The sequence below is a fragment of the Allorhizobium paknamense genome, from assembly GCF_030815125.1.
Classification (GTDB): Bacteria; Pseudomonadota; Alphaproteobacteria; order Rhizobiales; family Rhizobiaceae; genus Allorhizobium; species Allorhizobium paknamense.
On sequence record NZ_JAUSWH010000001.1, the window covers coordinates 332,670 to 357,001 of the forward strand.

General features: G+C 58.9%; 19 protein-coding genes. All 19 read right to left on the reverse strand.

Translation table 11 applies throughout. The annotated features are described in order from the left end of the window. Positions 1-119 precede the first annotated feature (119 nt). Positions 120-3,617 carry a DNA polymerase III subunit alpha gene (gene dnaE / locus QO005_RS01615; RefSeq protein WP_307156218.1) on the reverse strand — a complete coding sequence of 1,166 codons (3,498 nt, stop codon included), beginning with the start codon at positions 3,615-3,617 and terminating at the stop codon, positions 120-122. Between the two features lie 426 nt (positions 3,618-4,043). Beyond that, a complete protein-coding gene (locus QO005_RS01620) occupies positions 4,044-4,733 on the reverse strand; it encodes an ABC transporter ATP-binding protein (protein WP_307156219.1) in 690 nt (229 codons plus the stop codon). A 54-nt stretch (positions 4,734-4,787) separates the two neighbouring features. Beyond that, complete coding sequence (locus QO005_RS01625; protein ID WP_307156573.1) at positions 4,788-6,065, reverse strand: lipoprotein-releasing ABC transporter permease subunit; 1,278 nt, start codon at positions 6,063-6,065, stop codon at positions 4,788-4,790. 50 nt (positions 6,066-6,115) lie between these two features. Next, on the reverse strand, positions 6,116-7,438 hold the full coding sequence (proS, locus tag QO005_RS01630; RefSeq protein ID WP_307156220.1) for a proline--tRNA ligase: 1,323 nt from the start codon (positions 7,436-7,438) through the stop codon (positions 6,116-6,118). A 622-nt stretch (positions 7,439-8,060) separates the two neighbouring features. Then, a complete protein-coding gene (locus QO005_RS01635; protein WP_307156221.1) occupies positions 8,061-8,330 on the reverse strand; it encodes a DUF1467 family protein in 270 nt (89 codons plus the stop codon). 235 nt (positions 8,331-8,565) lie between these two features. Then, a complete protein-coding gene (gene mce / locus QO005_RS01640) occupies positions 8,566-8,970 on the reverse strand; it encodes a methylmalonyl-CoA epimerase (protein WP_307156222.1) in 405 nt (134 codons plus the stop codon). Between the two features lie 50 nt (positions 8,971-9,020). Next, positions 9,021-10,688, reverse strand: a complete 1,668-nt coding sequence (locus tag QO005_RS01645) for a ribonuclease J (RefSeq protein WP_307156223.1) — start codon at positions 10,686-10,688, stop codon at positions 9,021-9,023. Continuing rightward, complete coding sequence (locus QO005_RS01650) at positions 10,685-11,473, reverse strand: biotin--[acetyl-CoA-carboxylase] ligase (RefSeq protein WP_307156224.1); 789 nt, start codon at positions 11,471-11,473, stop codon at positions 10,685-10,687. Before QO005_RS01650 ends, QO005_RS01645 begins: the two co-directional genes overlap by 4 nt. Then, the gene (gene nuoN, locus QO005_RS01655; RefSeq protein WP_307156225.1) at positions 11,470-12,909 is read right to left on the reverse strand and encodes an NADH-quinone oxidoreductase subunit NuoN; all 1,440 of its coding nucleotides are present in this window, start codon (positions 12,907-12,909) and stop codon (positions 11,470-11,472) included. The genes QO005_RS01650 and nuoN overlap by 4 nt, the downstream gene beginning before the upstream one ends. 17 nt (positions 12,910-12,926) lie before the next feature. Next, positions 12,927-14,438, reverse strand: a complete 1,512-nt coding sequence (locus QO005_RS01660) for an NADH-quinone oxidoreductase subunit M (RefSeq protein ID WP_307156226.1) — start codon at positions 14,436-14,438, stop codon at positions 12,927-12,929. Next, positions 14,438-16,432: an NADH-quinone oxidoreductase subunit L gene (nuoL, locus tag QO005_RS01665; protein WP_307156227.1), complete on the reverse strand. Its 1,995-nt coding sequence runs from the start codon at positions 16,430-16,432 to the stop codon at positions 14,438-14,440. Before nuoL ends, QO005_RS01660 begins: the two co-directional genes overlap by 1 nt. A gap of 7 nt (positions 16,433-16,439) precedes the next feature. Further along, on the reverse strand, positions 16,440-16,748 hold the full coding sequence (gene nuoK, locus QO005_RS01670; RefSeq protein ID WP_027486185.1) for an NADH-quinone oxidoreductase subunit NuoK: 309 nt from the start codon (positions 16,746-16,748) through the stop codon (positions 16,440-16,442). A 30-nt stretch (positions 16,749-16,778) separates the two neighbouring features. Continuing rightward, a complete protein-coding gene (locus QO005_RS01675; protein WP_307156228.1) occupies positions 16,779-17,393 on the reverse strand; it encodes an NADH-quinone oxidoreductase subunit J in 615 nt (204 codons plus the stop codon). 142 nt (positions 17,394-17,535) lie between these two features. Further along, positions 17,536-18,027 (reverse strand): NADH-quinone oxidoreductase subunit NuoI, encoded by a 492-nt coding sequence (gene nuoI, locus QO005_RS01680; protein ID WP_307156229.1) that lies wholly within the window; start codon positions 18,025-18,027, stop codon positions 17,536-17,538. Positions 18,028-18,067: 40 nt separating this feature from the next. Further along, a complete protein-coding gene (nuoH, locus tag QO005_RS01685; protein ID WP_307156230.1) occupies positions 18,068-19,111 on the reverse strand; it encodes an NADH-quinone oxidoreductase subunit NuoH in 1,044 nt (347 codons plus the stop codon). 12 nt (positions 19,112-19,123) lie between these two features. Continuing rightward, on the reverse strand, positions 19,124-21,205 hold the full coding sequence (nuoG, locus tag QO005_RS01690) for an NADH-quinone oxidoreductase subunit NuoG (protein WP_307156231.1): 2,082 nt from the start codon (positions 21,203-21,205) through the stop codon (positions 19,124-19,126). Between the two features lie 188 nt (positions 21,206-21,393). Next, the gene (locus QO005_RS01695; RefSeq protein WP_307156232.1) at positions 21,394-22,038 is read right to left on the reverse strand and encodes a helix-hairpin-helix domain-containing protein; all 645 of its coding nucleotides are present in this window, start codon (positions 22,036-22,038) and stop codon (positions 21,394-21,396) included. An 11-nt stretch (positions 22,039-22,049) separates the two neighbouring features. After that, the gene (gene nuoF, locus QO005_RS01700) at positions 22,050-23,354 is read right to left on the reverse strand and encodes an NADH-quinone oxidoreductase subunit NuoF (protein WP_307156233.1); all 1,305 of its coding nucleotides are present in this window, start codon (positions 23,352-23,354) and stop codon (positions 22,050-22,052) included. A 3-nt stretch (positions 23,355-23,357) separates the two neighbouring features. Beyond that, positions 23,358-24,167 carry an NADH-quinone oxidoreductase subunit NuoE gene (nuoE, locus tag QO005_RS01705; RefSeq protein ID WP_307156234.1) on the reverse strand — a complete coding sequence of 270 codons (810 nt, stop codon included), beginning with the start codon at positions 24,165-24,167 and terminating at the stop codon, positions 23,358-23,360. Positions 24,168-24,332: the final 165 nt, after the last annotated feature.

The following is a 24,332-nucleotide window of genomic DNA, read 5'->3' on the forward strand; positions in this document are numbered from 1 at the left end:
AAAATGATGAAACACAAAGGCTACTGCACAATTCCTTAAATCGATTCCGATTTAAGGAATTGTGCAGTCGTCAACAGGCGCCCGACGAAATCAGAAACGCAGGTCCGAGCGAATAAACCCTAAACCAGTTCAACATCCACCACGCCGGGCGCGGAGCGCATGGCGGCGGCGATTTCCGGGGTGATGCGATAACGCTGGTTCAGTTCCACCTCGATTTCCCGGCGGCCGTCTTCCTTGATCACGACGAAGGAAACCAGCCCATCACCCTTGGTGTTGAGATGGGCGGCAAGCGCCCGGAGCGGGGCGGAATCCCGCAGATAGACGCGCAAAGCCTTCTGCATCTGCAGGGATTTTTCCTCCAGCGACTGCGCGGTCTGGATGCGCAGGCCGATGCCCTCGGGTCGCTCTTCGGCCGCCACTGTGATCACAAGCGATTTCCCCGCCTCCAGCATGTCACGATACTGGTTAAGCCCCTCCGAAAACAGCACGGCTTCAAACTGGCCCGAGGCATCCGAGAAGGTGACGATGCCCATTTTGTTGCCGGTACGGGTCTTGCGCTCCTGGCGTGAAATCACCGTCCCGGCAAGGCGTCCGGCACTCGCCCCCTGTTTCACCGCCTGGGCAAAATCCACGAAATTCTGCACCCGCAGCTTTTCCAGCACCTGATGATAGGCATCGAGCGGATGGGCCGACAGGTAAAAGCCCAGCACCTGAAACTCACGCATCAGCTTTTCCGAGGAAAGCCAGGGCGTGTAAGGCGGAAAGGAAATCCGCTCCGGTCCGGTGGCAGCCCCTGCCCCGAACATGTCGGACTGGCCGCTCACCGCATTTTCCTGGGCGCGCTGCGCATAGCCGATAATACGATCAAGCCCGGCGATCAGCTCGGCGCGATCGCGCCCGAAGCAATCGAAAGCGCCTGCCGAGATCAGGCTTTCAAACACCCGGCGATTGATCTGCTTGGGATCGATGCGCAGGCAAAAATCCTCAAGATCGGCAAAGGGCGTCTCACCCCGCACCTCGACAATGTGATCGACCGCGGATTCGCCCACGCCCTTGATGGCAGCGAGCGCGTAATAGATGCGGTTCGGGCCGGTCTGGAAGTGCCGGAACGAGGTCTGCACCGAAGGCGGAATGACCTCGATGCCGAGACGCTTCGCATCCTGGCGGAAATCCACCAGCTTTTCCGTGTTGGCCATATCGAGGGTCATCGACGCGGCCAGGAATTCCACCGGATAATGCGCCTTCATATAGGCGGTCTGGTAGGAGACGATGGCATAGGCCGCCGCATGCGACTTGTTGAAGCCGTAATTGGCGAATTTGGCCAGAAGGTCGAAGATCACATCGGCCTGGTTCTTCGAGACACCGTTGGCCACGGCGCCATCCACGAAACGGGCGCGCTGCTTGTCCATCTCCTCCTTGATCTTCTTACCCATGGCGCGGCGCAGCAAGTCGGCTTCGCCAAGCGAATAGCCGGACAGGACCTGCGCAATCTGCATGACCTGTTCCTGGTAAACGATAACGCCCTGCGTTTCCTTGAGCAGATAATCGATCTTCGGATGGATCGACTCGATCTCCTCCTCACCATGCTTACGGGCATTATAGACCGGGATATTTTCCATCGGACCCGGACGGTAAAGCGCCACAAGCGCAATGATGTCCTCGATACAGTCCGGCCGCATGCCGATCAGCGCCTTGCGCATGCCGGCACTTTCCACCTGGAACACGCCGACCGTCTCGCCGCGTGACAGCATCTGGTAGGTCTTCTCGTCATCCAGCGGAATGGCGGCAAGATCAATGTCGATATCGCGGAGCTTGCAGAAATTCACCGCCGTCTTCAAAACGGTCAGCGTCTTCAGCCCGAGGAAGTCAAACTTGACCAGCCCGGCCTGCTCCACCCACTTCATGTTGAACTGGGTGACGGGCATGTCGGAACGCGGATCGCGATACATCGGCACCAGCTTCGACAGCGGGCGGTCGCCGATCACGATACCGGCGGCGTGCGTGGACGCGTGACGGTAAAGGCCTTCGATCTTCTGGGCGATATCCAGAAGACGGCCCACCACCGGCTCTTTCTCCGCCTCTTCCTGCAGACGCGGCTCTTCCTCGATGGCCTTGGAGAGCGGCGTCGGATTGGCCGGATTGTTCGGCACCAGCTTGCAGATCTTGTCCACCTGCCCATAGGGCATTTCCAGCACGCGCCCAACGTCCCGCAGCGCCGCGCGCGCCTGTAGCGAACCGAAGGTGATGATCTGCGCCACCTGCTCGCGCCCATATTTGCGCTGCACGTAACGGATCACCTCTTCGCGGCGATCCTGGCAGAAGTCGATATCGAAGTCTGGCATCGAGACGCGTTCGGGATTGAGAAAGCGCTCGAACAGCAGCGAAAATCGCAGCGGATCGACATCGGTAATCGTCAGCGCGTAGGCAACCAGCGACCCCGCACCGGAACCACGGCCCGGACCGACGGGAATATCATGCTGCTTTGCCCATTTGATGAAGTCGGAAACGATGAGAAAGTAACCGGGAAACTTCATGCGCTCGATAACGCTGAGTTCAAAATCCAGCCGCTCGCGGTAATCCGTTTCCGTATAGCCCGGCGCCATGCCGAGCGCGGCCAGTCTCTCATCCAGACCTTCCACCGCCTGGCGGCGCAATTCCGAAGCCTCGGCGCGCTCGGCCTCTTCCGGATCGTCACTGCCGCCGGTAAAGCGCGGCAGAATGGGTTTACGGGTATCGAGCACGAAGGAACAGCGGCTGGCGATTTCCACCGTATTTGCCAAAGCCTCCGGCAGATCCTTGAACAGGGCCTGCATGTCCTTGCGGCTTTTGAGATAATGATCCGGGGTCAGCCGGAAACGCCGGTCGTCGGAGACGATGGAGTTATGCGCCACCGCCATCAACGCATCATGGGCATCATAATCATCCTTGGATGGGAAGAAGGCCTCATTGGTGGCGACCAACGGAATGTCCTGCTCATAGGCAAGAGCCACCATGCGGCTCTCATGCTGGCGGTCATACCCCTGCTGCCGCTGCAACTCGATATAGAGCCGGTCGCCAAACAGCGCCTTCAAGGCCAGAAGCCGCGCCTTGGCCTGCGGCGCGTGTCCGTCCTTCATCGCCAGATCCACCGGCCCGCCGGATGCGCCGGTCAGGAGGATCATGCCGTCCGTGCCGCCCTCCTCGAGCCAGGACAGCTTGATATGCACCGGCTGGCTGTTGTCGCCTTCCAGATAGGCCCGGCTGACCAGATCGACGAGCCGCTCGTAGCCGGCCTCATCCGCCGCCAGCAGCACGATGGCCGGGAACTTGGAAAAGCCACGCTTGTCCTCGCTGCCATCCTCCATATCGATGGAAAGCTGGCAACCCACGATGGGCTGGATTCCATCCCCGAGCGCCTTCTGGGAAAATTCGAGCGCAACGAAAAGGTTGTTGGTGTCGGTAATCGCAATGGCGGGCTGCTGGTCGGCCACCGCCTTGCCCAGGATCTTCTTGAGCGGCAGGGCTCCTTCCAGCAGGGAATAGGCCGAATGCACCCGCAGATGCACGAAACCCGGACCTTGCCCGCCCGAAATCCCTGCATTGCCAGCGGAAGATACCGTCGCGGAAGCGTCGCCCATGTCTCTCAAGTCCTATCGAATGATGTTTTGCCCCATGAAACCGGGCTAACCCGGCAAACACCATGGATATGACAGGACTCGTCTTCATGTCCTGCATCAGCACCTCATTGTGCTGACACCTGCCTTCCCTGTCCAGAGCAGGAGGGAAAGCAAAGGGCTTATCCCCTTCAAATCGTCCGGGGATCACATCGCCATGGCCAATAATGACAGGCTGGCGATGAAAACAGCGATGGAGGCGAATGCGGCGACGTCATGCAGAATGTCAGTCATGGCTTTCTCCTGTCTCTTTCTGTTTTTAATTTGTTCTATTTTTGTTTCCTCGTCAACTCAAAAGTTCCGCAATGTTCCTGCCCGCTCCTTGGAATAAAAAAGCCCCGGACGCGGGGGCGTCCGGGGCCATCAAAACAGATTGGCAAGGCCGTGATATCAGAGCTTCAGATCGACGACCTGACCGTCGACGATCGTCACGCAGCGATCCATGCGCTGAGCAAGTTCATGATTATGGGTCGCGATCAGTGCCGCAAGACCGGATTGGCGCACCAGCGCCTCCAGCGCGGAAAAGACATAGGCCGCCGTTTCAGGATCGAGATTGCCCGTCGGCTCATCCGCCAGCAACAGCAGCGGTGCATTGGCCACGGCTCTGGCAATCGCCACGCGCTGCTGCTCACCACCGGAAAGCTCGGCAGGGCGATGCTCGGCGCGGTGGCCGATCCGCATGTAATCGAGCAGCGCCTTCGCCCTTTCCTTGGCCTCGGGGATGGAAAGACCGGCAATCATCTGCGGCATCATGATGTTTTCGAGCGCCGAAAATTCCGGCAGCAGATGGTGGAACTGGTAGACGAAGCCGATATGGCTTCGGCGCATGGCGGTACGTCCCTCTTCAGAAAGCGCCGTGCAATCCTGCCCGCCGATCACCACCTGGCCGGAAGTGGGGTGCTCCAGCAGGCCGGCGATATGCAGCAGCGTCGATTTGCCGGTTCCCGATGGCGCCACCAGCGCCACCGTCTCGCCCTCATAGAGATTGAGACCGGCATTTTTCAGAATGGTCAGCAGCGTCTCGCCCTGTCCATAGGTACGATCAATGCCGGAAAGTTCGAGAACTGGCTGTTTTCGCATCAATTCGCTCTAATTCGATTGCGTCCTTGGCCCGATCAAGGCCGGCAATGGTCCCTATTCGTAGCGGAGAGCCTGCACAGGATCGAGCCTTGCGGCCCGCCATGCAGGAAAGATCGTCGCCAGGAAGGACAGGGTCAACGACATGAGGATGACCGAAATCGTCTCACCCCAGCTCATATCCGCGGGCAGTTTGCTGAGGAAATAGAGCTGCGGATCGAACAGCACCGTTCCCGACACCCAGGAGAAGAAGCTGCGGATCGATTCGATATTGAGACAGACGATGACGCCCAGCAGCACACCGGCCAATGTACCCGCAATACCGATTGCCGCCCCAGTCATGAAGAAAATGCGCAGGATCGATCCGGAACTCGCACCCATCGTCTTCAGAATGGCGATGTCGCTGCCCTTGTCCTTCACCAGCATGATCAGGCCGGAGATGATGTTCAAAGCCGCGACGAGCACGATCAGCGTCAGGATCATGAACATTACATTGCGTTCCACCTGCAGCGCCGAGAAGAAGGTCTGGTTACGCTGCCGCCAGTCGCTGATGAAGATTTGCCGTCCGGCAGCCTCTTCCACCTTCGGGCGCAGCGCATCGATGTCATCCGGATTGGAAACGAAAAGCTCGATGGATTGCACCAGACCTTCGGCATTGAAATAAAGCTGCGCTTCTTCCAGCGGCATGTAGATGATTGACGCATCATATTCCGACATGCCGATCTCGAACGTCCCGGACACCTTGTAGGACTTCACCCGCGGATTGACCCCCATCGGCGTCACATCTCCCTCGGGAGAAACCAGGGTGATGGTATCACCTGCCTGCAGGCCCAGATCATTGGCCATGCGGCTGCCGATCAGCACGCCCTGCCCGGAGGTGAAGCCGACCATGTCGCCGGTCTTGATATTGCCGGAGACTTCCTTGAGCTTCATGAGGTCATCGGCCCGCACGCCGCGCACCAGAGCGCCAGTGCCTGCACCGCCTTTGCCGGAAGCAAGCGTCTGCCCCTCCACCAGCGGCAGCGCCATGGTCACACCCGGCACTGCGGCGAGTTTCTTGGCAAGCTCCGGATAATCGTCGAAAGGCTTGTCCACCGGCTGGACGATCATATGACCATTGATGCCGAGGATTCGAGAAATGAGTTCCGTGCGAAAACCGTTCATCACCGCCATGACGATGATGAGCGTGGCAACCCCCAACATGATGCCGACGAAGGAAAAACCGGCAATGACGGAAATCACCGCTTCCTTGCGCCGCGCGCGCAGATAACGCCATGCCACCATGCGCTCGAAAGCGCTGAAGGGTTTCGCGGATGCCAGGCTTGTGTGCTCCATGGCAGCGGCGCTTGCGGTTTCGCTACTCACTCTCGTCTCCTGCAAGGATATCAGCCTGCCAGGCGATTGATGGCGGCTTCGATCGTCATGGTTTCGCGCTCGCCGGTCTTGCGGTTTTTCAGCTCGACCTCGCCATTTGCGACGCCACGCGGACCGACAATCACCTGCACCGGCACCCCGATGAGATCGGCGGTGGCGAACTTCGTTCCCGCGCGGTCATCGGTGTCATCCAGCAGAACATCCTTGCCAGCCTTGGCCAGCGCTGCATAGAGCGTCTCGCTCGCTGCATCGCATGCCTCGTCTCCGGCCTTCATGTTGATGACCACGACATCGAAGGGAGCGACCGATTCCGGCCAGATGATGCCGTTCTCGTCATGGGAGGCTTCGATGATGGCCGGAACAAGGCGGGTCGGTCCGATACCATAGGATCCCATGTGGACAAGATGTTCCTTGCCATCCGGACCCTGCACCTTGGCACCCATGGGCTCGGAATATTTGGTGCCGAAATAGAAGATGTGACCGACTTCGATGCCGCGGGCGCTGATGCGCTCACCTTCGGGCATCGCGTCATAAACCGCCTCGTCATGCATTTCCGAGGTCGCCGCGTAATCCTTCGTCCAGTCTTCAAAAATAGCCTGCAGACCGGCAACATCGTCGAAATCGGTATCTTCGCCGGGAATGGAGCGATCGAGGAAGCTCTTGTGGCAGAACACTTCCGATTCACCCGTATCGGCCAGAATGATGAATTCGTGGCTGTGATTGCCGCCAATCGGGCCGGTATCGGCACGCATGGGAATGGCGCGCAGGCCAAGCCGGTTGAACGTGCGCAGATAAGCCGCAAACATCTTGTTGTAGGAGTGGACGGCGCCTTCCTTGGTCAGGTCGAAGGAATAGGCGTCCTTCATCAGAAATTCGCGCGAGCGCATCGTTCCGAAGCGCGGACGGATCTCATCACGGAACTTCAATTGGATGTGATAGAGGTTCAGCGGCAGGTTCTTGTAGGACTTGACGTAGGAGCGGAAGATGTCGGTGACCATCTCCTCATTCGTCGGGCCATAGAGCATGGGCCGGTCCTGACGGTCCTTGATCCGCAGCATTTCCTTGCCATAGGCGTCGTAACGCCCGCTTTCCTGCCAGAGTTCCGCCGATTGAAGCGTCGGCATCAGAAGTTCAATGGCGCCGGCCCGGTTCTGCTCCTCGCGAATGATGGCATTCACCTTGTCCAGCACGCGCTTTCCCAGCGGCAGCCAGGAATAAATGCCCTGTGACTGCTGGCGGATCATGCCGGTGCGCAGCATCAGCCGGTGCGAGACGATCTCCGCTTCCTTGGGGTTTTCCTTGAGAATGGGCATAAAGTAGCGAGACAGGCGCATACTGGTTTCCGTATCCTTGGCTGCCCGCAAAACAGCGGAATCAGCCCTTCAATGTTGTTCGGTGAAGCCTTCTACAGCATCGCAGGCGAAACTGGAAACGACCCGATGCTGAAGCGTGTCGTTTCACACCGGCTTTCGTCGAAAACCGGTCGCTGCTCTTCGTTGCGATGCTATAACGGGTTCTGCAGGCGAAGAAAACCCGCGCGAATGGGTAGCCCAGAGACTGAAGACGTGCATTCGCAAAGCAGTGTGAGCATTTGCCCGCACGACAACCATGTCAAAAACTTGACAGCCTCCTATCTTTTTTCGCTCAGGGATTTTTTTTCACAGCCTGTCGCAATTTTGCAAAAAATTGGATGACAAGGTGGATTTCTTGAGCTAATTTACGCTCACAAAAGAGGCAGAAAGCTTAAATTTCTGCCGGTTCGCGGTAAAGTCTTGGGAGGATCAGATCTTAGGCGCGCTCGTTCGCTGCCCCAGCAATGGTGAAAGATCACGCGATGCTTGAGAACAAGGTCTTCGGACCTTGTTTTTTTTTGGCCTTCTGCCGAAATAGCCTGATGCTCAAATGCACTCAGGGCCTTTACAGGAACATCGGCTTTCCCTTTTCTTGGGACAGTCTCTAACGAATATCCGGCATGATGTGCGGCACATCCTCAAAGCTGAAGCCGTAATAGCTTGAGGCAATATTCCAGCCGAAGAAAATCACCAGCGAAACCAGCGTATTGATGGCCATCACGCGGAAGAAGCGAAACTTGGCCGGTGCACTGCCGATGGTGCCGGGCACCAGTTCCTGGGCATCATCCTGCGTCCGCACGCCGAAAGGCAGAACGGCAAAAAGGCATACCCACCACAGAATGAAATAGATGGCGCCTCCCGTAACCCAGGACATGATTCTCCTCCTCTACGATCCATTTCCTGTTTAAAGCATGCCGATCAAAAGCATGTAGCGTTTTTTGTGTCAGGAAATTCACAAAACGGAAAAACGGGTCCGATGCGCGGGTACTGTCAAACCTGCCAAAGCACGTTGCGGCTTACCAGCCTCATGCAACGTGCTTGACGTTCTTGTTTTAACGCATGTCGTTATCGCAAACCGCTGCACACTTTTGCGCAATGGGCTTCAAGCCTCAAACCTGTTCAAGCTCGATCAGCGTGCCGCAAAAATCTTTCGGATGTAAGAACAGCACTGGCTTGCCATGGGCGCCGATTTTCGGTTCACCATCGCCGAGGACACGCGCACCAGTAGCACGCAGCCTGTCTCGCACCGCAAGAATATCGTCCACTTCATAACAGATATGATGCATGCCGCCCGCTGGAGTCTTCTCCAGGAAAGCCCGAATGGGCGATGCCTCGCCCAAAGGCTCCAGCAGTTCCACCTTGGTATTGGCAAGCTCCACAAAGACCACCGTCACGCCGTGATCGGGCAATTGCAAAGGTACCGACACCTCAGCGCCCAAAACATCCCGATAGGTCTTCACCGCAGGCTCGAGATCCGACACGGCGATGGCAATATGGTTGATGCGGCCAAGCATGAACTCTCTCCCTTTTGGCCGAGATAAGCAGCCCAAGACCGCGTCCGCAATCAGACCTTGGTTACAAAAACCGTCACGACCGGTTTTTTGCCCCAGCATTCATTGGCCGTAGAGCGCACGGCTCTGCGAATGCTTTCACGCAATGCGCCCAGATCCTTGCGCCGGGCACGCGGAATGCTCTCCACGGCGCCGAGCACGGCATCATAGAGAATGTCTTCCATGTCATCCCCTTCGGCATCCTCCTGCGGCAAGCCGACGGGAACCACTTCAGGATCGCCGCGGAAATCATAGCGCTCATCCAGCAGGACATGGACCGAGACATGGCCAACGAAGGAGAGCTTGCGGCGGTCGCCAATGCCCATTTCCTCGAAATCACCGATCAGCTTGCCGTCCTTGAACAGACGCCCGTGCGGTGCTTCGTCGATGACTTCCGCCTTGCCCGGCGCAAGCCGCAAGACCTCGCCATTGCGCACACGCGGCACCTGACCAATGCCAGCCTCCAGCGCCAACTGCTGCTGCGCCATCAAATGCGCCGCCTCGCCATGCACGGGCACAAGAATCTGTGGCCGTGTCCATTCATACATCTGCAGCAATTCGCGGCGGCGCGGGTGGCCCGACACATGCACGAGCGCATCGCTGTCCGTCACGATCTTGACGCCCTGTTCGATCAGGCCGTTCTTGATGTCGTTGATCGCCTTTTCGTTGCCGGGAATGGTACGCGAGGAAAACACCACCGTGTCGCCCTTGGCGAGCGCCACATTGCGCATTTCATCGCGGGAAAGCTTGGCGAGCGCTGCGCGGTTTTCACCCTGGCTGCCCGTCAGGATCACCACGATCTTGTCGCGCGGGATATAGCCATATTCATCCTCGGCGATAAAGGGCCTGATCCCGTCCATCAGGCCAATATCGTCAGCCACGGTCACGACGCGCTTCAGCGAACTGCCGAGCAGCAGCACCTCACGGCCAGCCGCCTCCGCGGCTTGCGCAATAGAACGAATCCGGCCGACATTGGAGGAGAAGGTGGTGATGGCCACCCTGCCCTCGGCGCTCTCAATGATTTTCTGCAGTCCTTCAGACACTTCCTGCTCGGACGGGGAAATTCCCTCCCGCATGGCATTGGTGCTGTCGCACATCACCGCAAGTACACCTTCATCACCCAGCGTGCGGAAGGCATTTTCATCGGTCAGCGGCCCCAGTGAGGGATCGAGATCGATCTTCCAATCCCCCGTATGCACGACATTGCCGAGCGGCGTGCGGATCACCAGCGACATCGGTTCGGGAATAGAATGGTTGACGCCAATGGCCTCGACCACGAAAGGGCCGAGATGAAGCTTGTCACCAGGCTTGAACGGCGTCACCGGGATTTCCACCCGCGAGCCCTCGTAATCCCGCTTCGCTTCCAGCATCCCGGCGGTGAAGGCCGATGCATAGACCGGGACGTTCAGCCCCCTCCACAGATCGTTCAAGCCGCCATAATGGTCCTCATGGGCATGGGTGATGATGATGCCCTTGAGGTTCTTGCGCTCGGAGAGGACATAGCGAATATCCGGCAGCACCAGATCGACCCCCGGAAGATCGGGGCCTGGAAAGGTGACGCCACAGTCGACCATGATCCATTCGCGGTGTTTTGGCGTGCCATAGCCATAAAGCGCGAGATTCATGCCAATCTCGCCAACGCCGCCAAGCGGCAGAAACACCAGTTCGTTTTTATCTGTCATATTGCTTTTGGCCCATTCGGCTCGAAGAAAACATCGCCCGCCGCAACCGGCATGATACCCTGCGATCCCCTATCGAGCAGCAGCATTCCATGATCGTCGATTCCCGAAAAGATCCCGGAGATCGATTGATCAGGCAAATTCACGGTGATTTTCTCACCAATTCCGCAGGCGATCGATCGCCAACGGTGCGTCACCTCCGCAACGCCTCTGCCTTCATCCCACAACGCCAGAATATCCGCCATAGATCCGAAGAGATGAGCAAACAATTCCTCCGGCGATACCGAAGCACCATGATCGGCCAGCGATGTCGTGGCATAGGGCGTTTGATCGGGCTTGGCGGCGATATTGATGCCAATGCCAATCACCAACGCATGCTGGCCAAACGGCATGATTTCAGCTTCCAGCAAAATGCCGCAGGTCTTGGCGCGCCCGATCAGCACATCATTCGGCCACTTCACTTCCAGCGGCGGAGCATCGGCAGGCAGCACAGCGCGAACCGCCTGATGAACGGCAATCGCCACCGCAAGCGGCAGCGAGGACATGCGCTCCAGCGGCGCCGGATTGATCAGAAGCAGCGAGGCATACAAATTTCCAGGATTGGACACCCAGGGACGCCCACGCCGTCCCTTGCCGCCTGTCTGCTCGCGGGCGGTGATCCACAAATGCCCGGCATCGCCACCGCGCGCGCGCGCCAGACATTCCAGATTGGTGGATTGCACCACATCCAAAGCATCATGCCGGAAGGCGTCAAGCGCCTTCCGGCTATCACGGAAAACGCCGCTCAACGGAACAGTGTCGCAGCGGCAGCCGAAGCAGCGGTTCCGACCGGACCACCGATCAGCACATAGGCGATGACGAACAGACCGGACAGGCCGAAGACCGCCCGGAGCGTAGCCGAGGTGCGGGCAAACTGCACTTTGGACTCATCGAACCACATGACCTTGACGACTCGCAGATAGTAGTAGGCACCGATAACAGAGGCCAGAACACCGATCACGGCAAGGGCGTACAGCTTGGCTTCGATGGCTGCCAGGAAGACGAAATACTTCCCGAAGAACCCGGCCAGCGGCGGGATGCCGGCCAGCGAGAACATCAGAGCCGTCAGCACGAAAGCCATGAACGGATTGGTCTGGGAAAGACCAGCCAGATCGTCCACCGTTTCCAGCGTTTCACCTTCAGCGGTCCGCATCGACAGGATGCAGGCAAAGCTGCCGAGGTTCATCACCAGGTAGATCGCCATGTAGATCAGCAGGCCCTCGATACCCGTCTGGGACCCGGCGGCCAGCCCCACCAGCGCATAGCCCATGTGGCCAATCGAAGAATAGGCCATCAGGCGCTTGATATTGCGCTGACCGATGGCAGCAACTGAGCCCAGAACCATGGAGGCAATCGCAATGAACACGACGATCTGCTGCCACTGGCCATGCACCGGCTGGAAGGCCTCGATGACGATCCGCACCGTGATCGCCATGGCGCCAACCTTGGGAGCAGCCGCCAGAAAGGCCGTTACCGGGGTCGGCGCACCTTCGTAAACATCCGGCGTCCACATGTGGAAGGGAACGGCGGAAATCTTGAAGGCGAGACCGGCAAGCACGAAGACCAGACCGAAGATCAGGCCAAGGTTCACATGCTCGGCGCTAAGAACCGAAGCAATCTTGCCGAACTCGACATTGCCCGTAAAGCCATAGACCAGGGACATGCCGTAGAGCAGCATGCCCGAAGACAGAGCGCCCAGCACGAAATATTTCAGACCGGCCTCAGTCGACCGCAGGCTGTCACGATTGATGGCAGCCACGACGTAAAGCGCCAGCGATTGCAGTTCGAGCGCCAGATAGAGCGAAATCAGGCTGTTGGCGGAGATCATCAGCAGAATGCCGAGGGTCGCCAGCACCACAAGCACCGGGAACTCGAACTTGTCGAGATTGTTGGCCTTGGCCAGTCCCGATGCCATCAGCAGCGTCACGATCGAGCCGAGCAGCGCCAGCACCTTCATGAAATGCGCATAACCATCGGCGATATAGGCGCCGCCGAAGGCCAGCCCCTCTGCCGGCGAGAGCAGGATGACGAGAGCTGCCACCAGCATGAGGATCACCGCCAGCGCCGAGACGAGAGCCGCCCGCGCCGTGAAGACCCCGATCATCAGCAGGGCCAGCGCGCCAACCGCCAGGATCAACTCCGGCGTGACGATATGCAGGCTTGCAAGGAGAGTTTCAGCAGTCATGTCGAGGGGTCCTGTCGTCAGTTCGCAAGAAGCGCAACATTCTGCGCAGCCTGCAATGCGGCGGAATAGTTATTGAGAAGCATGTTCACGGACGCGGTGGTCGCATCGAAGATCGGAGCCGGATAGACACCGAACAGGATGGTCAGCGCGATCAGCGGATAAAGCGTCAGCTTTTCGCGGACGGAGAGATCCAGAAGCCCCTTCAGCGCATCCTTCTCCAGCGCGCCGAAGATGACCCGGCGATAGAGCCAGAGCGCGTAGGCAGCCGAGAGGATCACGCCAGTGGCCGCAAACAGCGCCACCCAGGTATTGGCGCGGAAGACACCAATCAGCGTCAGGAATTCACCGATAAAGCCCGAAGTTCCCGGCAGGCCGACATTGGCCATGGTGAACACCATGAAGGCCAGCGCATATTTCGGCATGTTGTTGACCAGACCGCCGTAGGCCGCGATTTCGCGGGTATGCATGCGGTCATAGATGACACCGACGCAGAGGAAGAGCGCACCGGATACGAATCCGTGGCTGATCATCTGGAAGAGCGCACCCTGCAGACCCTGATGGTTTGCAGCAAAGATGCCCATGGTGACATAGCCCATATGCGCCACCGAGGAATAGGCGATCAGCTTCTTCATGTCTTCCTGCATCAGCGCCACCAGCGAGGTGTAGATGATAGCGATGACGGAAAGCGCGAAGACAAAGGGCGCAAAATAATCCGAGGCCACCGGGAACATGGCCAGCGAGAAGCGGATGAAACCGTATCCGCCAAGCTTCAGCATGATACCCGCCAGAATGACGGACCCTGCCGTGGGCGCCTGAACGTGGGCATCGGGCAGCCAGGTATGCACCGGCCACATCGGCATCTTCACGGCGAAGGAGGCAAAGAAGGCCAGCCATAGCACGATCTGCAGATGGACCGGGAACGTGTGCGCCAGCAGCTTCGTGATGTCGGTCGTGCCTGCATCCCAATACATCGCCATGATGGCCAGCATCATCAGCACGGAGCCAAGCAGCGTGTAGAGGAAGAACTTGTAGGACGCGTAAACGCGATCCTTGCCGCCCCAGACGCCGATGATGATGAACATCGGAATGAGGCCCGCTTCGAAGAACACGTAGAAGAGAACGATGTCGAGCGAAACGAACACGCCGACCATCATCACTTCCAGGATGAGGAAGGCGATCATGTATTCCTTGATGCGCTTCTCAACCGATTCCCAGCTCGCCAGCACGCAGAAGGGCATGAGGAAAGCCGTCAGAACCACGAAGAGCATCGAGATGCCGTCAACGCCCAGATGGTAAGCGATGCCTGTATTCAGCCACTCGTGATACTCCACCATCTGGAAGCCCGGATTGGAATTATCGAAACCAATCCAGACGAACAGAGAGACGATGAATGTCGCAACCGTTGTGAGCAGCGAAATGGTGAGCACATTACGGCGGCCGGACTGGGTGTCGTCGCGCATGAACAGCAGCAGCGCGACGCCCACCAGCGGCAGGAAGGTGACCGTTGAAAGAATGGGCCAATCGGTCATCAGAAGGAACTCCCGAGCATCATCCAGGTAACGAGCGCGGCGATACCGAGCAGCATCGCGAACGCATAATGATAGAGATAGCCGGACTGCAGACGCACGACGCGCTGGGTCAGGCCTGCCACGCCGGCGGCAACGCCGTTCGGGCCATAGGCATCGATGGTCGCCACGTCACCCTTCTTCCACAGGAACCGGCCAAGGGCCTTGGCGGAGCGGACGAAGAGGAAATCGTAGAGTTCGTCGAAATACCACTTGTTGAGCAGGAACTGGTAGAGAACCCACTGGCTTTCGGCGAGCTTCTTCGGCGTTTCCGGCGACTTGATATACATGAACCAGGCCGTCACGAAACCGATGAGCATGGCCGCAAAGGGGCTGACCTGCACCCAGACCGGCACATGATGATGTTCATGCAGGATCTCGTTGTGCTCGCTGGTGAAGAGAGCACCCTTCCAGAATTCCGCATAGGCTTCGCCGTAGAAATATTCGTGGAAGACAAAGCCAGCCAGCAAAGCGCCGATGGTCAGCACATAGAGCGGGATCAGCATGATTTGCGGGCTTTCATGCACATGGTGCATGACCTCATGCGAAGCACGCGGCTTGCCGAAGAAGGTCAGGAAGGCCAGACGCCAGGAATAGAAGCTCGTGAACAGAGCGGCAATCACCAGCATCACGAAGGCAAACCCTGCGGCAGCGCCGTGCGCGGCGTAGGAGGATTCGATGATGGCGTCCTTGGAGAAGAAGCCTGCGGTACCGATGACGGTTCCGGGAATGCCGACCCCCGTCAGCGCCAGCGTCCCGATGGTCATGGCCCAGAAGGTGACGGGAATATGCTTCCTGAGACCACCCATGTGGCGCATGTCCTGCTCACCATCCACGGCGTGGATAACGGAACCGGCACCAAGGAACAGCAGCGCCTTGAAGAAGGCATGCGTAAAGAGGTGGAACACGGCAGCGCCATAAGCGCCAACACCAAGCGCCACGAACATATAGCCGAGCTGCGAACAGGTAGAATAGGCAATGACACGCTTGATGTCATTCTGCACCAGACCGACAGTCGCGGCAAAGAAGGCTGTGATTGCACCGATGATCGTGACGAAGGTCAGGGCATCCGGCGACAGTTCGAAGATCGGCGACATGCGCGCCACCAGGAAAACACCCGCGGTCACCATGGTCGCGGCATGGATCAGCGCCGAAACCGGCGTCGGGCCTTCCATGGCGTCCGGCAGCCAGGTGTGCAGCAGGAACTGTGCCGACTTACCCATGGCCCCCATGAACAGCAGCAGGCAGGCGCCGGTGATCGCATGCGCCTTGTCAAGCTGCATGCCGAAGAGATTGATCACAGCTTCAGACGGCGCAGCGCCTTCATGCGGCAGATAGGTCGCGGCGGCAGCGAAGATCGTTTCGAAATTGATCGAGCCGAACAGCACGAAGACCGTGGAAATACCGAGAATGAAGCCAAAGTCACCCACACGGTTGACGATGAAGGCCTTCATGGCAGCAGCCGTTGCCGACGGCTTCTTGAACCAGAAGCCGATCAGCAGATAGGAGGCAAGACCAACGCCCTCCCAGCCGAAGAACATCTGCAGCAGGTTGTCGGACGTGACCAGCATCAGCATGGCGAAGGTGAACAGCGACAGATAAGCGAAGAAACGCGGCCGATGCGGATCGTGATGCATGTAGCCAATGGAATAGAGGTGGACCAGCGTCGAGACGCTGTTCACCACCACCAGCATCACAGCCGTCAGCGTATCGACCCTGAGCGCCCATTCGACATCGATGCCGCCGACCTGGATCCAGCGCAGCACCGGAACCTTGATGGTTTCGACATGCTCGCCGAAACCGACGGACAGGAAGACATACCAGGACAGGGCCGCGGCCAGCACCATCAGGCTGGTGGTCAGCACCTCGGAAGCCTTGGCACCAATCTGGCGCCCGAACAGGCCTGCGATGATCGCGCCGATCAGCGGGAGGAAGACAATTGCCTTATACACTAACATAGCCGTGTCAGCCCTTCATCATGTTCACGTCTTCAACGGCGATAGAACCGCGGTTGCGGTAGAAGACGACAAGGATTGCAAGGCCGATCGCAGCTTCCGCGGCCGCGACGGTCAGAATGAAAAGCGCGAAAACCTGACCGACGATGTCATTGAGGAATGACGAGAACGCCACCATATTCAGGTTGACCGCAAGAAGAATGAGTTCCACCGACATGAGGATGACGATGATGTTCTTCCGGTTCAGGAAGATACCGAAAACGCCGAGCATGAAGAGGATCGCGCTGACGGTGAGATAGTGGGAAAGTCCGATTTCCATAGTCGTATCCTTGAAACCTCTTGCGCTCCGTCAGAGCCCCTGCCCCGGCTTGACCTTGACCACCTCGATGGCGGTTGCCGGTCCGCGTGCGACCTGGTTGGCGATCACCTGCCGCTTGATGTTCTGGCGATGCCGCAGCGTCAGCACGATGGCGCCGATCATGGCGACCAAAAGGACGAGGCCGGCGATCTGGAAGAAGTAGACGTAATTCGTATAGAGCACGTCACCGAGAGCTGCCGTGTTCTGACGCTCGGTCAGCGCCGGGATCGGCATGGTGATGGCCTGCTTGGCCTGCGGCGAAAGCGTCGAACCGCCGATTACGAACACCAGTTCGGCGGCCACCACGGCCCCAATCAGCGCGGCGATCGGCGCATGCTTCAGCGCGCCCGCCCTGAACTGGTTGAAGTCGATGTCGAGCATCATCACCACGAAGAGGAAGAGAACCGCGACGGCGCCCACATAGACGACCAGCAGGATCATCGCCAGGAACTCGGCGCCCGTCAGCAGGAACAGGCCAGCTGCGTTCACAAAGGTGAGGATCAGGAACAGAACGGAATGAACCGGGTTCCGGGATGAGATGACCATGAACGCCGACGCCACCGCGACAAAGGCGAAAAGGTAGAAAAAGATAGCCTGAAGACCCATGATGGTGCCTTTTCATCTTCCCCGGGAGTGACGCTTGGGCGACAACTCCCTTGAAATGCGGCAGACCCGAGCGGCCAGCCTGGATTCCGGATGTCAAGCCGAAGCGAGGATGAAAACCCTCCCTCCGGCTTCTTTCAATCGATCAGCGATAAGGCGCGTCCATCGCAATGTTGCGGGCAATTTCCCGCTCCCAGCGGTCGCCATTTGCCAGCAGCTTCGCCTTATCGAAATAGAGTTCTTCGCGGGTTTCCGTCGAAAATTCGAAGTTCGGTCCTTCGACAATGGCATCGACCGGGCAGGCTTCCTGGCAAAAGCCGCAATAAATGCACTTCACCATGTCGATATCGTAACGCACCGTGCGGCGGGTGCCGTCATTGCGCCGCGGGCCGGCTTCGATGGTGATCGCCTGGGCGGGACAGATTGCTTCGCACAGCTTGCAGGCAATGCAGCGCTCTTCACCGTTCGGATAGCGGCGAAGCGCATGCTCGCCACGGAAACGCGGGCTGACCGGTCCCTTTTCGAAGGGATAGTTCACCGTCGCCTTCTGCTTGAAGAAATAGCGCATCGACAGGAAAAACGCGCCGACGAATTCTTTCAGAAACAGCGAGCGGACGGCCTGGGAGAGACTTGCCATCTTCAAACTCCAAATCTGCGGAAGGGAAAGGCTGCACGCATCACGCCCAACCCATCAGCTTCAGCACGAAAGCAACGATGATGACCATGACCAGCGACAACGGCAGGAACACCTTCCAGCCGAGGCGCATGAGCTGGTCATAGCGATAGCGCGGCACGATAGCCTTGGTGATGGCGAACATCGAGAACACCAGCGCAGCCTTGATCACGAACCAGATAATCCCCGGAACCCAGTTCAGAACCGCAATGTCGAGCGGCGGAAGCCAGCCGCCCAAGAACAGAATGGTCGTCAGCGCACACATCAGCACGATGGCGGCATATTCCCCCAGCATGAACATCATGTACGGCGTCGACCCATATTCGACCATGAAGCCAGCAACGAGTTCGGACTCTGCTTCAGGAAGGTCGAATGGAGGACGGTTGGTTTCAGCCAGTGCCGAAATGAAGAAGATGACGAACATCGGGAACAGGGCGAGCCAATGCCAGTCCAGAATGGACGGCGGCAGGCCGAGCATGGTGCCGAGACCGGACTTCTGCGCCAGGACGATATCCGTCAGGTTTAGCGAGCCGACACACAGAAGAACAGTGACGATGACGAAACCGATCGACACTTCATAGGACACCATCTGTGCGGCAGAGCGCAGAGCACCCAGGAAGGGATATTTCGAGTTCGACGCCCAACCGCCCATGATGATGCCATAGACCTCGAGCGAGGAGATGGCGAAGACATAGAGAATGCCGACATTGATATTGGCGATCACCCAGCCATCATTCAGCGGAATGACGGCCCAGGTTGCAAGCGCCAGCGTCACGGCCACCAGCGGCGCCAGCAGGAACACGCCCTTGTTGGCGCCAGCCGGAATGATCGGCTCCTTCAGCACGAACTTCAAAAGATCCGCGAAGGACTGGAAAAGACCCCAGGGCCCCACCACGTTCGGACCACGACGCAACTGAACGGCAGCCCAGATCTTGCGGTCTGCCAGCAGAATATAGGCGATGAACACAAGCAGGCAGACCAGCAGCAGCAGCGACTGGCCGATCATGATGGCCGCTGGCCATACATAGCTAGAAAAGAACGAATCCATGATCCCTTGCCCTTACTCTGCCGCAGCCTTGAAATTGTTGCGCGCCAGGGCCGAGCATTCGGCCATGACCGCGGAAGCGCGTGCAATCGGGTTCGTCAAATAGAAGTCTTTGATCGGCGAAGCAAACCCAGATTGAGACATATCTCCGCCTTTTTTGGCGAGCGCGGCAATCGATGCCGCATCGCCGGCGGCGATCTCATCGATTTCAGCGAAATGCGGATAGGCCTGGTAGAGCTTCTGGCGAAGTTGCGACAGTGAGTCGAACGGCAGTTTCTTGCCAAGCACATCAGACAGGGCGCGAATAACGGCCCAATCCTCGCGCGCCTCGCCGGGAGCAAAACCGGCACGATTGCCCATCTGGACGCGGCCCTCGGTATTCACCCAGGTTCCGGACTTTTCGGTGTAGGCGGCTGCTGGCAGAATGACATCCGCATTCTGCGCACCCTGATCGCCATGCGAACCGATATAGACGGTGAGCTTCGCGGTTTTTGCCGAAAGATCGATCTCATCCGCGCCGAGCAGGAACAGAACATCCATGGCGGTCAGCATCTCCGCAGCCGTCTTGCCGCCCTGTCCCGGCACGAAGCCGAGATCGAGACCGCCAACCCGCGACGCTGCCGTATGCAGAACGGCAAAACCGTTCCAGCCATCCTTGACCGCGCCGACCGATACGGCAAGCGCCGCCACCTGCGAGAGAACGGCAGCGCCATCGCCGCGCGTCAGAGCCCCCTGCCCTACGAGGATCAGCGGACGCTCGGCCTTTTTCAGAACCTCGGCAAAGCTGTTCTTGCCATTGGCGACTTCGGCCAGGGTATCCGGACCAGCACCGAGATAGCTATACTCATAGCGCAGTTCACCGGCTTCGCCGATCACACCGATCGGGAAGCCACCACGACGCCAACGCTTGCGGATGCGCGCATTGAGAACAGCGGCCTCAAAGCGTGGGTTGGCGCCAACGATCAGCAGCGCATCGGCCTGCTCGATCCCTTCGATGGTGGGATTGAACAGGTAGCTGGCGCGACCGAGCGACGGATCCAGCGCCACGCCATCCTGACGACAGTCGTAGCTGGTGGAACCGAGCGAAACCAGCAGTTCCTTCAGGGCGTAAAGCTCTTCAACCGATGCCAGATCACCAGCGATCGCACCGATCTTCGAACCATTCGTCTGAGCAACTGCCGTCTTGATCTCGGCAAAGGCTTCCGGCCAGCTTGCCGGCTGCAAACGGCCATTGCGGCGCACATAGGGACGATCCAGACGCTGCGTCTTCAGGCCATCCCAGATGAAACGGCTCTTGTCGGAGATCCACTCCTCGTTGATCTGGTCATTGACTCGCGGCATGATGCGCATGACCTCGCGGCCGCGCGTATCGACACGGATGGCAGACCCGAGAGCGTCCATCACGTCGATGGATTCGGTCTTGCCCAGTTCCCACGGACGCGCTGTAAAGGCGAAGGGCTTGGAGGTGAGAGCGCCAACCGGACACAGGTCAACCACGTTGCCCTGCAGTTCCGAGGTCATGGCCTGTTCGAGATAGGTGGTGATTTCGGCGTCTTCACCACGACCGATCAGACCGAGTTCTGCGATGCCTGCCACTTCCGTGGTGAAGCGGACGCAGCGCGTGCAGTGAATGCAGCGGTTCATCACGGTCTTTACCAGCGGCCCGATATACTTGTCCTCGACGGCCCGCTTGTCTTCGCCATAGCGGGAACTGTCGATGCCGAAGGCCATGGCCTGGTCCTGCAGGTCGCACTCACCGCCCTGGTCGCAGATCGGGCAATCCAGCGGGTGGTTGATCAGCAGAAATTCCATAACGCCTTCGCGGGCCTTCTTGACCATCGGCGTATTGGTGAAGACTTCCGGCAATTCCCCGTTCGGGCCGCCGCGAATATCGCGCACGCCCATGGCGCAGGAGGCTGCGGGCTTGGGCGGGCCGCCCTTTACTTCCACGAGACACATACGGCAATTGCCCGCGACGGACAGCCGCTCGTGGAAACAAAAGCGCGGAACCTCGGCGCCGGCTTCCTCACACGCCTGCAACAGCGTGAAATGATCCGGAACCTCGATCTCCTTACCGTCGACTTTCAGCTTTGCCATTTTCGCCTTCCTGTCTCACGTCCATCGCAACAACCGCACAAAGGCGGCACGGGCGGATGTCTCCGTCCCGGCTGCGCATGTCCTTGTTCCGGTTCCCTGACACCGTCCACCATGGCCGACATGCATGGCTGACACCAGAGTTCCTGATTAGCTGGTGAAGGTGATACCCTCACCCCGACCCTTGGGCGTCAGGGGGTGACGCCCGTGATTTGCTTTGCCTGACCAACCCAATCGTCCCGCAGGACGCGTCCGTCAAGTCCTAACTCTGCATCGATGCGTTTCGCATCATCCACGCTCCAGCGCGCGATGTCAGAAAGCCGTGTCACACCTGCCTTGCGCAGCATCTCCTCGACCTTTGGACCTATGCCGGCAATTGCCTTCAGATCCTCACGGGCCGCGGGTTTTGCCCGCCTGGAGACCGGTGCCTTCGGCTTGACGTCGACCTTCGGCGCTTTCGCGCGCGGAGCGGGCGCCGCCTTCTTCACCGGCTTTTCAGGCATGGCAGCCTTGACGTCAGCGATGGGCTCGATTGGCGCAACGACAACCGGCTCCTCACGCTCGACCGGCAGGTCCTCCTTCTCCGCAACCAGCTCCGGCTCTTGCCCGCGCAACATGGCCTGCATGGCATTCTGCCAGCTTCCCATCATCGCGCCAGCCATCTGACTGGCAAAGCCCAGTCCGATCACCGTGGCGGCCGTCGCGGCTGCAACCGGATGCGCCATCAGCGGATGCAGCGGCGGGGTCGGCAGATCCTTCAGGGACTCGAGCACCGGCGCGATATCCACCGGCATGTCCGATGCTGCATCCGATCTCTTGCGTGAAGCCTCTGCCATGATCCCAGTCCTTACTCGGCTGCTTCCATGACCGCGCCATGCGCGGTGGCGTTGCGGGTATATTCGTCAATCCGCTTTTCGATTTCCGGACGGAAATTGCGGATCAAGCCCTGAACCGGCCAGGCAGCAGCATCGCCCAGGGCGCAAATCGTGTGCCCTTCGATCTGCTTCGTCACCTGGAACAGCATGTCGATTTCACGCTTTTGCGCCTGGCCTTTTACCATGCGGCCGAGAACGCGCATCATCCAGCCCGTGCCTTCGCGGCAGGGCGTGCACTGGCCGCAGCTCTCATGCTTGAAGAAAGCCGAGATGCGCCAGATGGCCTTGATGATATCGGTGGACTTGTCCATCACGATCATGCCGCCGGTCCCGAAGGAAGACTTCACCTCCCGCATGCCGTCGAAGTCCATGATCGCATCGGCCATGTCCTCGCCGCGCACGACCGGACAGGACGCGCCGCCGGGAATGACAGCCAGCAGATTGTCCCAGCCGCCGCGAATGCCGCCGCAATGACGTTCGATCAGCTCTCGGAACGACAGGCCCATGGCTTCTTCGAAGGTGCAGGGTTTGTTGACATGGCCCGACACCATGAACAGCTTCGTGCCGACATTATTGGCGCGGCCAATAGCGGAAAACCAGCTGGCCCCACGACGCAAGATGGTCGGCGCAACCGCGATCGATTCAACGTTGTTGACCGTGGTCGGGCAGCCGTACAGACCCATATTGGCCGGGAACGGCGGCTTCAGGCGCGGCTGGCCCTTCTTGCCTTCCAGGCTTTCGAGCAGTGCTGTTTCCTCGCCGCAGATATAGGCACCCGCGCCATGATGGACGTAGATGTCGAAATCCCAGCCGTTCTTGTTGTTCTTGCCGAGCAGGCCGTAGTCATAGCACTCGTCAATGGCCGCCTGAAGCGCTTCACGCTCGCGCATATATTCGCCGCGCACATAGATATAGGCGGTATGCGCACCCATGGCGAAACCGGCGATCACGCAGCCTTCGATCAGCGTGTGCGGATCGTGGCGCATGATGTCGCGGTCCTTACAGGTCCCGGGCTCCGATTCGTCGGCATTCACGACGAGGTAATGCGGACGGCCATCGCTTTCCTTGGGCATGAAGGACCACTTCAGCCCCGTCGGGAAGCCTGCGCCGCCACGCCCGCGAAGACCGGAAGCCTTCATCTCGTTGATGATCCAGTCCCGGCCCTTTTCGATGATCTGCTTGGTGCCGTCCCAGTGGCCGCGGCTCATCGCGCCTTTCAGGGATTTATCCTTCAGGCCGTAGATATTGGTAAAGATGCGATCCTGATCCTGTAACATATCTTAACCCTTGGCCTTGTCGGCGTTGTCGCCGGAGACTTTCGCATTCTCTGCTGCGGCAGGCTTGTCCGTCGCTGGCGTTTTCAGCTTCGGATCGGTCACCGGCGTATCCGTCTGCGGACGCGCAGCATTGGACGGCGGCACCTCGCTGCCCTCGGTCTGGACCGGTGCACCATTGCCATCCGCCCAGCGAACCGGCTTGATCTCTTGCGTCAGCGTGCTCAAGCCACCTTCAGGGGCGGAGAAATCACGCGCGATTTGCGGACCGGTCTTCACCTCGGCGCCCTTGCCTGCCTCGAACGCGTCGATGATTTCCTCGAGACGCTCCGGCGTCAAATCCTCATAGGCGTCCTTGAAGATAATCACCATCGGTGCATTGACGCAGGCGCCCTGACACTCGACCTCTTCCCAGGACAGCGTGCCGGACGCATTGCGCTCAAAGGGCTCCGCGTTGATCTTACGCTTGCAGACATGCATCAGATCTTCCGCGCCGCGCAGCATGCAGGGCGTCGTGCCGCAAATCTGGATATGCGCCTTCGTGCCCACCGGCTTCAGCTGGAACTGGGTATAGAAGGTCGCCACTTCCAGCACGCGGATATAAGGCATCTGCAGCTTTTCGGCCACGAATTCAATGGCAGCCTTGGTGACCCAGCCATCCTGCTCCTGTGCCCGCATCAACAGCGGAATGACCGCCGATTGCTGACGGCCCTCTGGATATTTGCGGATAGTGGCCTCGGCCCAAGCGGTATTTTCCGCGTTGAACGCGAAAGCCGCGGGCTGAAATTGATCTTCGGCTAAACGACGAACGGACATGCTTCCTCACGCCTTATTCAGTTTATCGGCCGAGGCCAGGGCTTCGCGACAGCGAAGCGGCACGCGGACCGTCTTGTCTTGAAAAACGGCAGCCGACGACAAGGTGGATCCGGCGCGGCAAGCCGCACCGGCAAATCCCGTCTCATCCATCAGCAACCCGGCTGG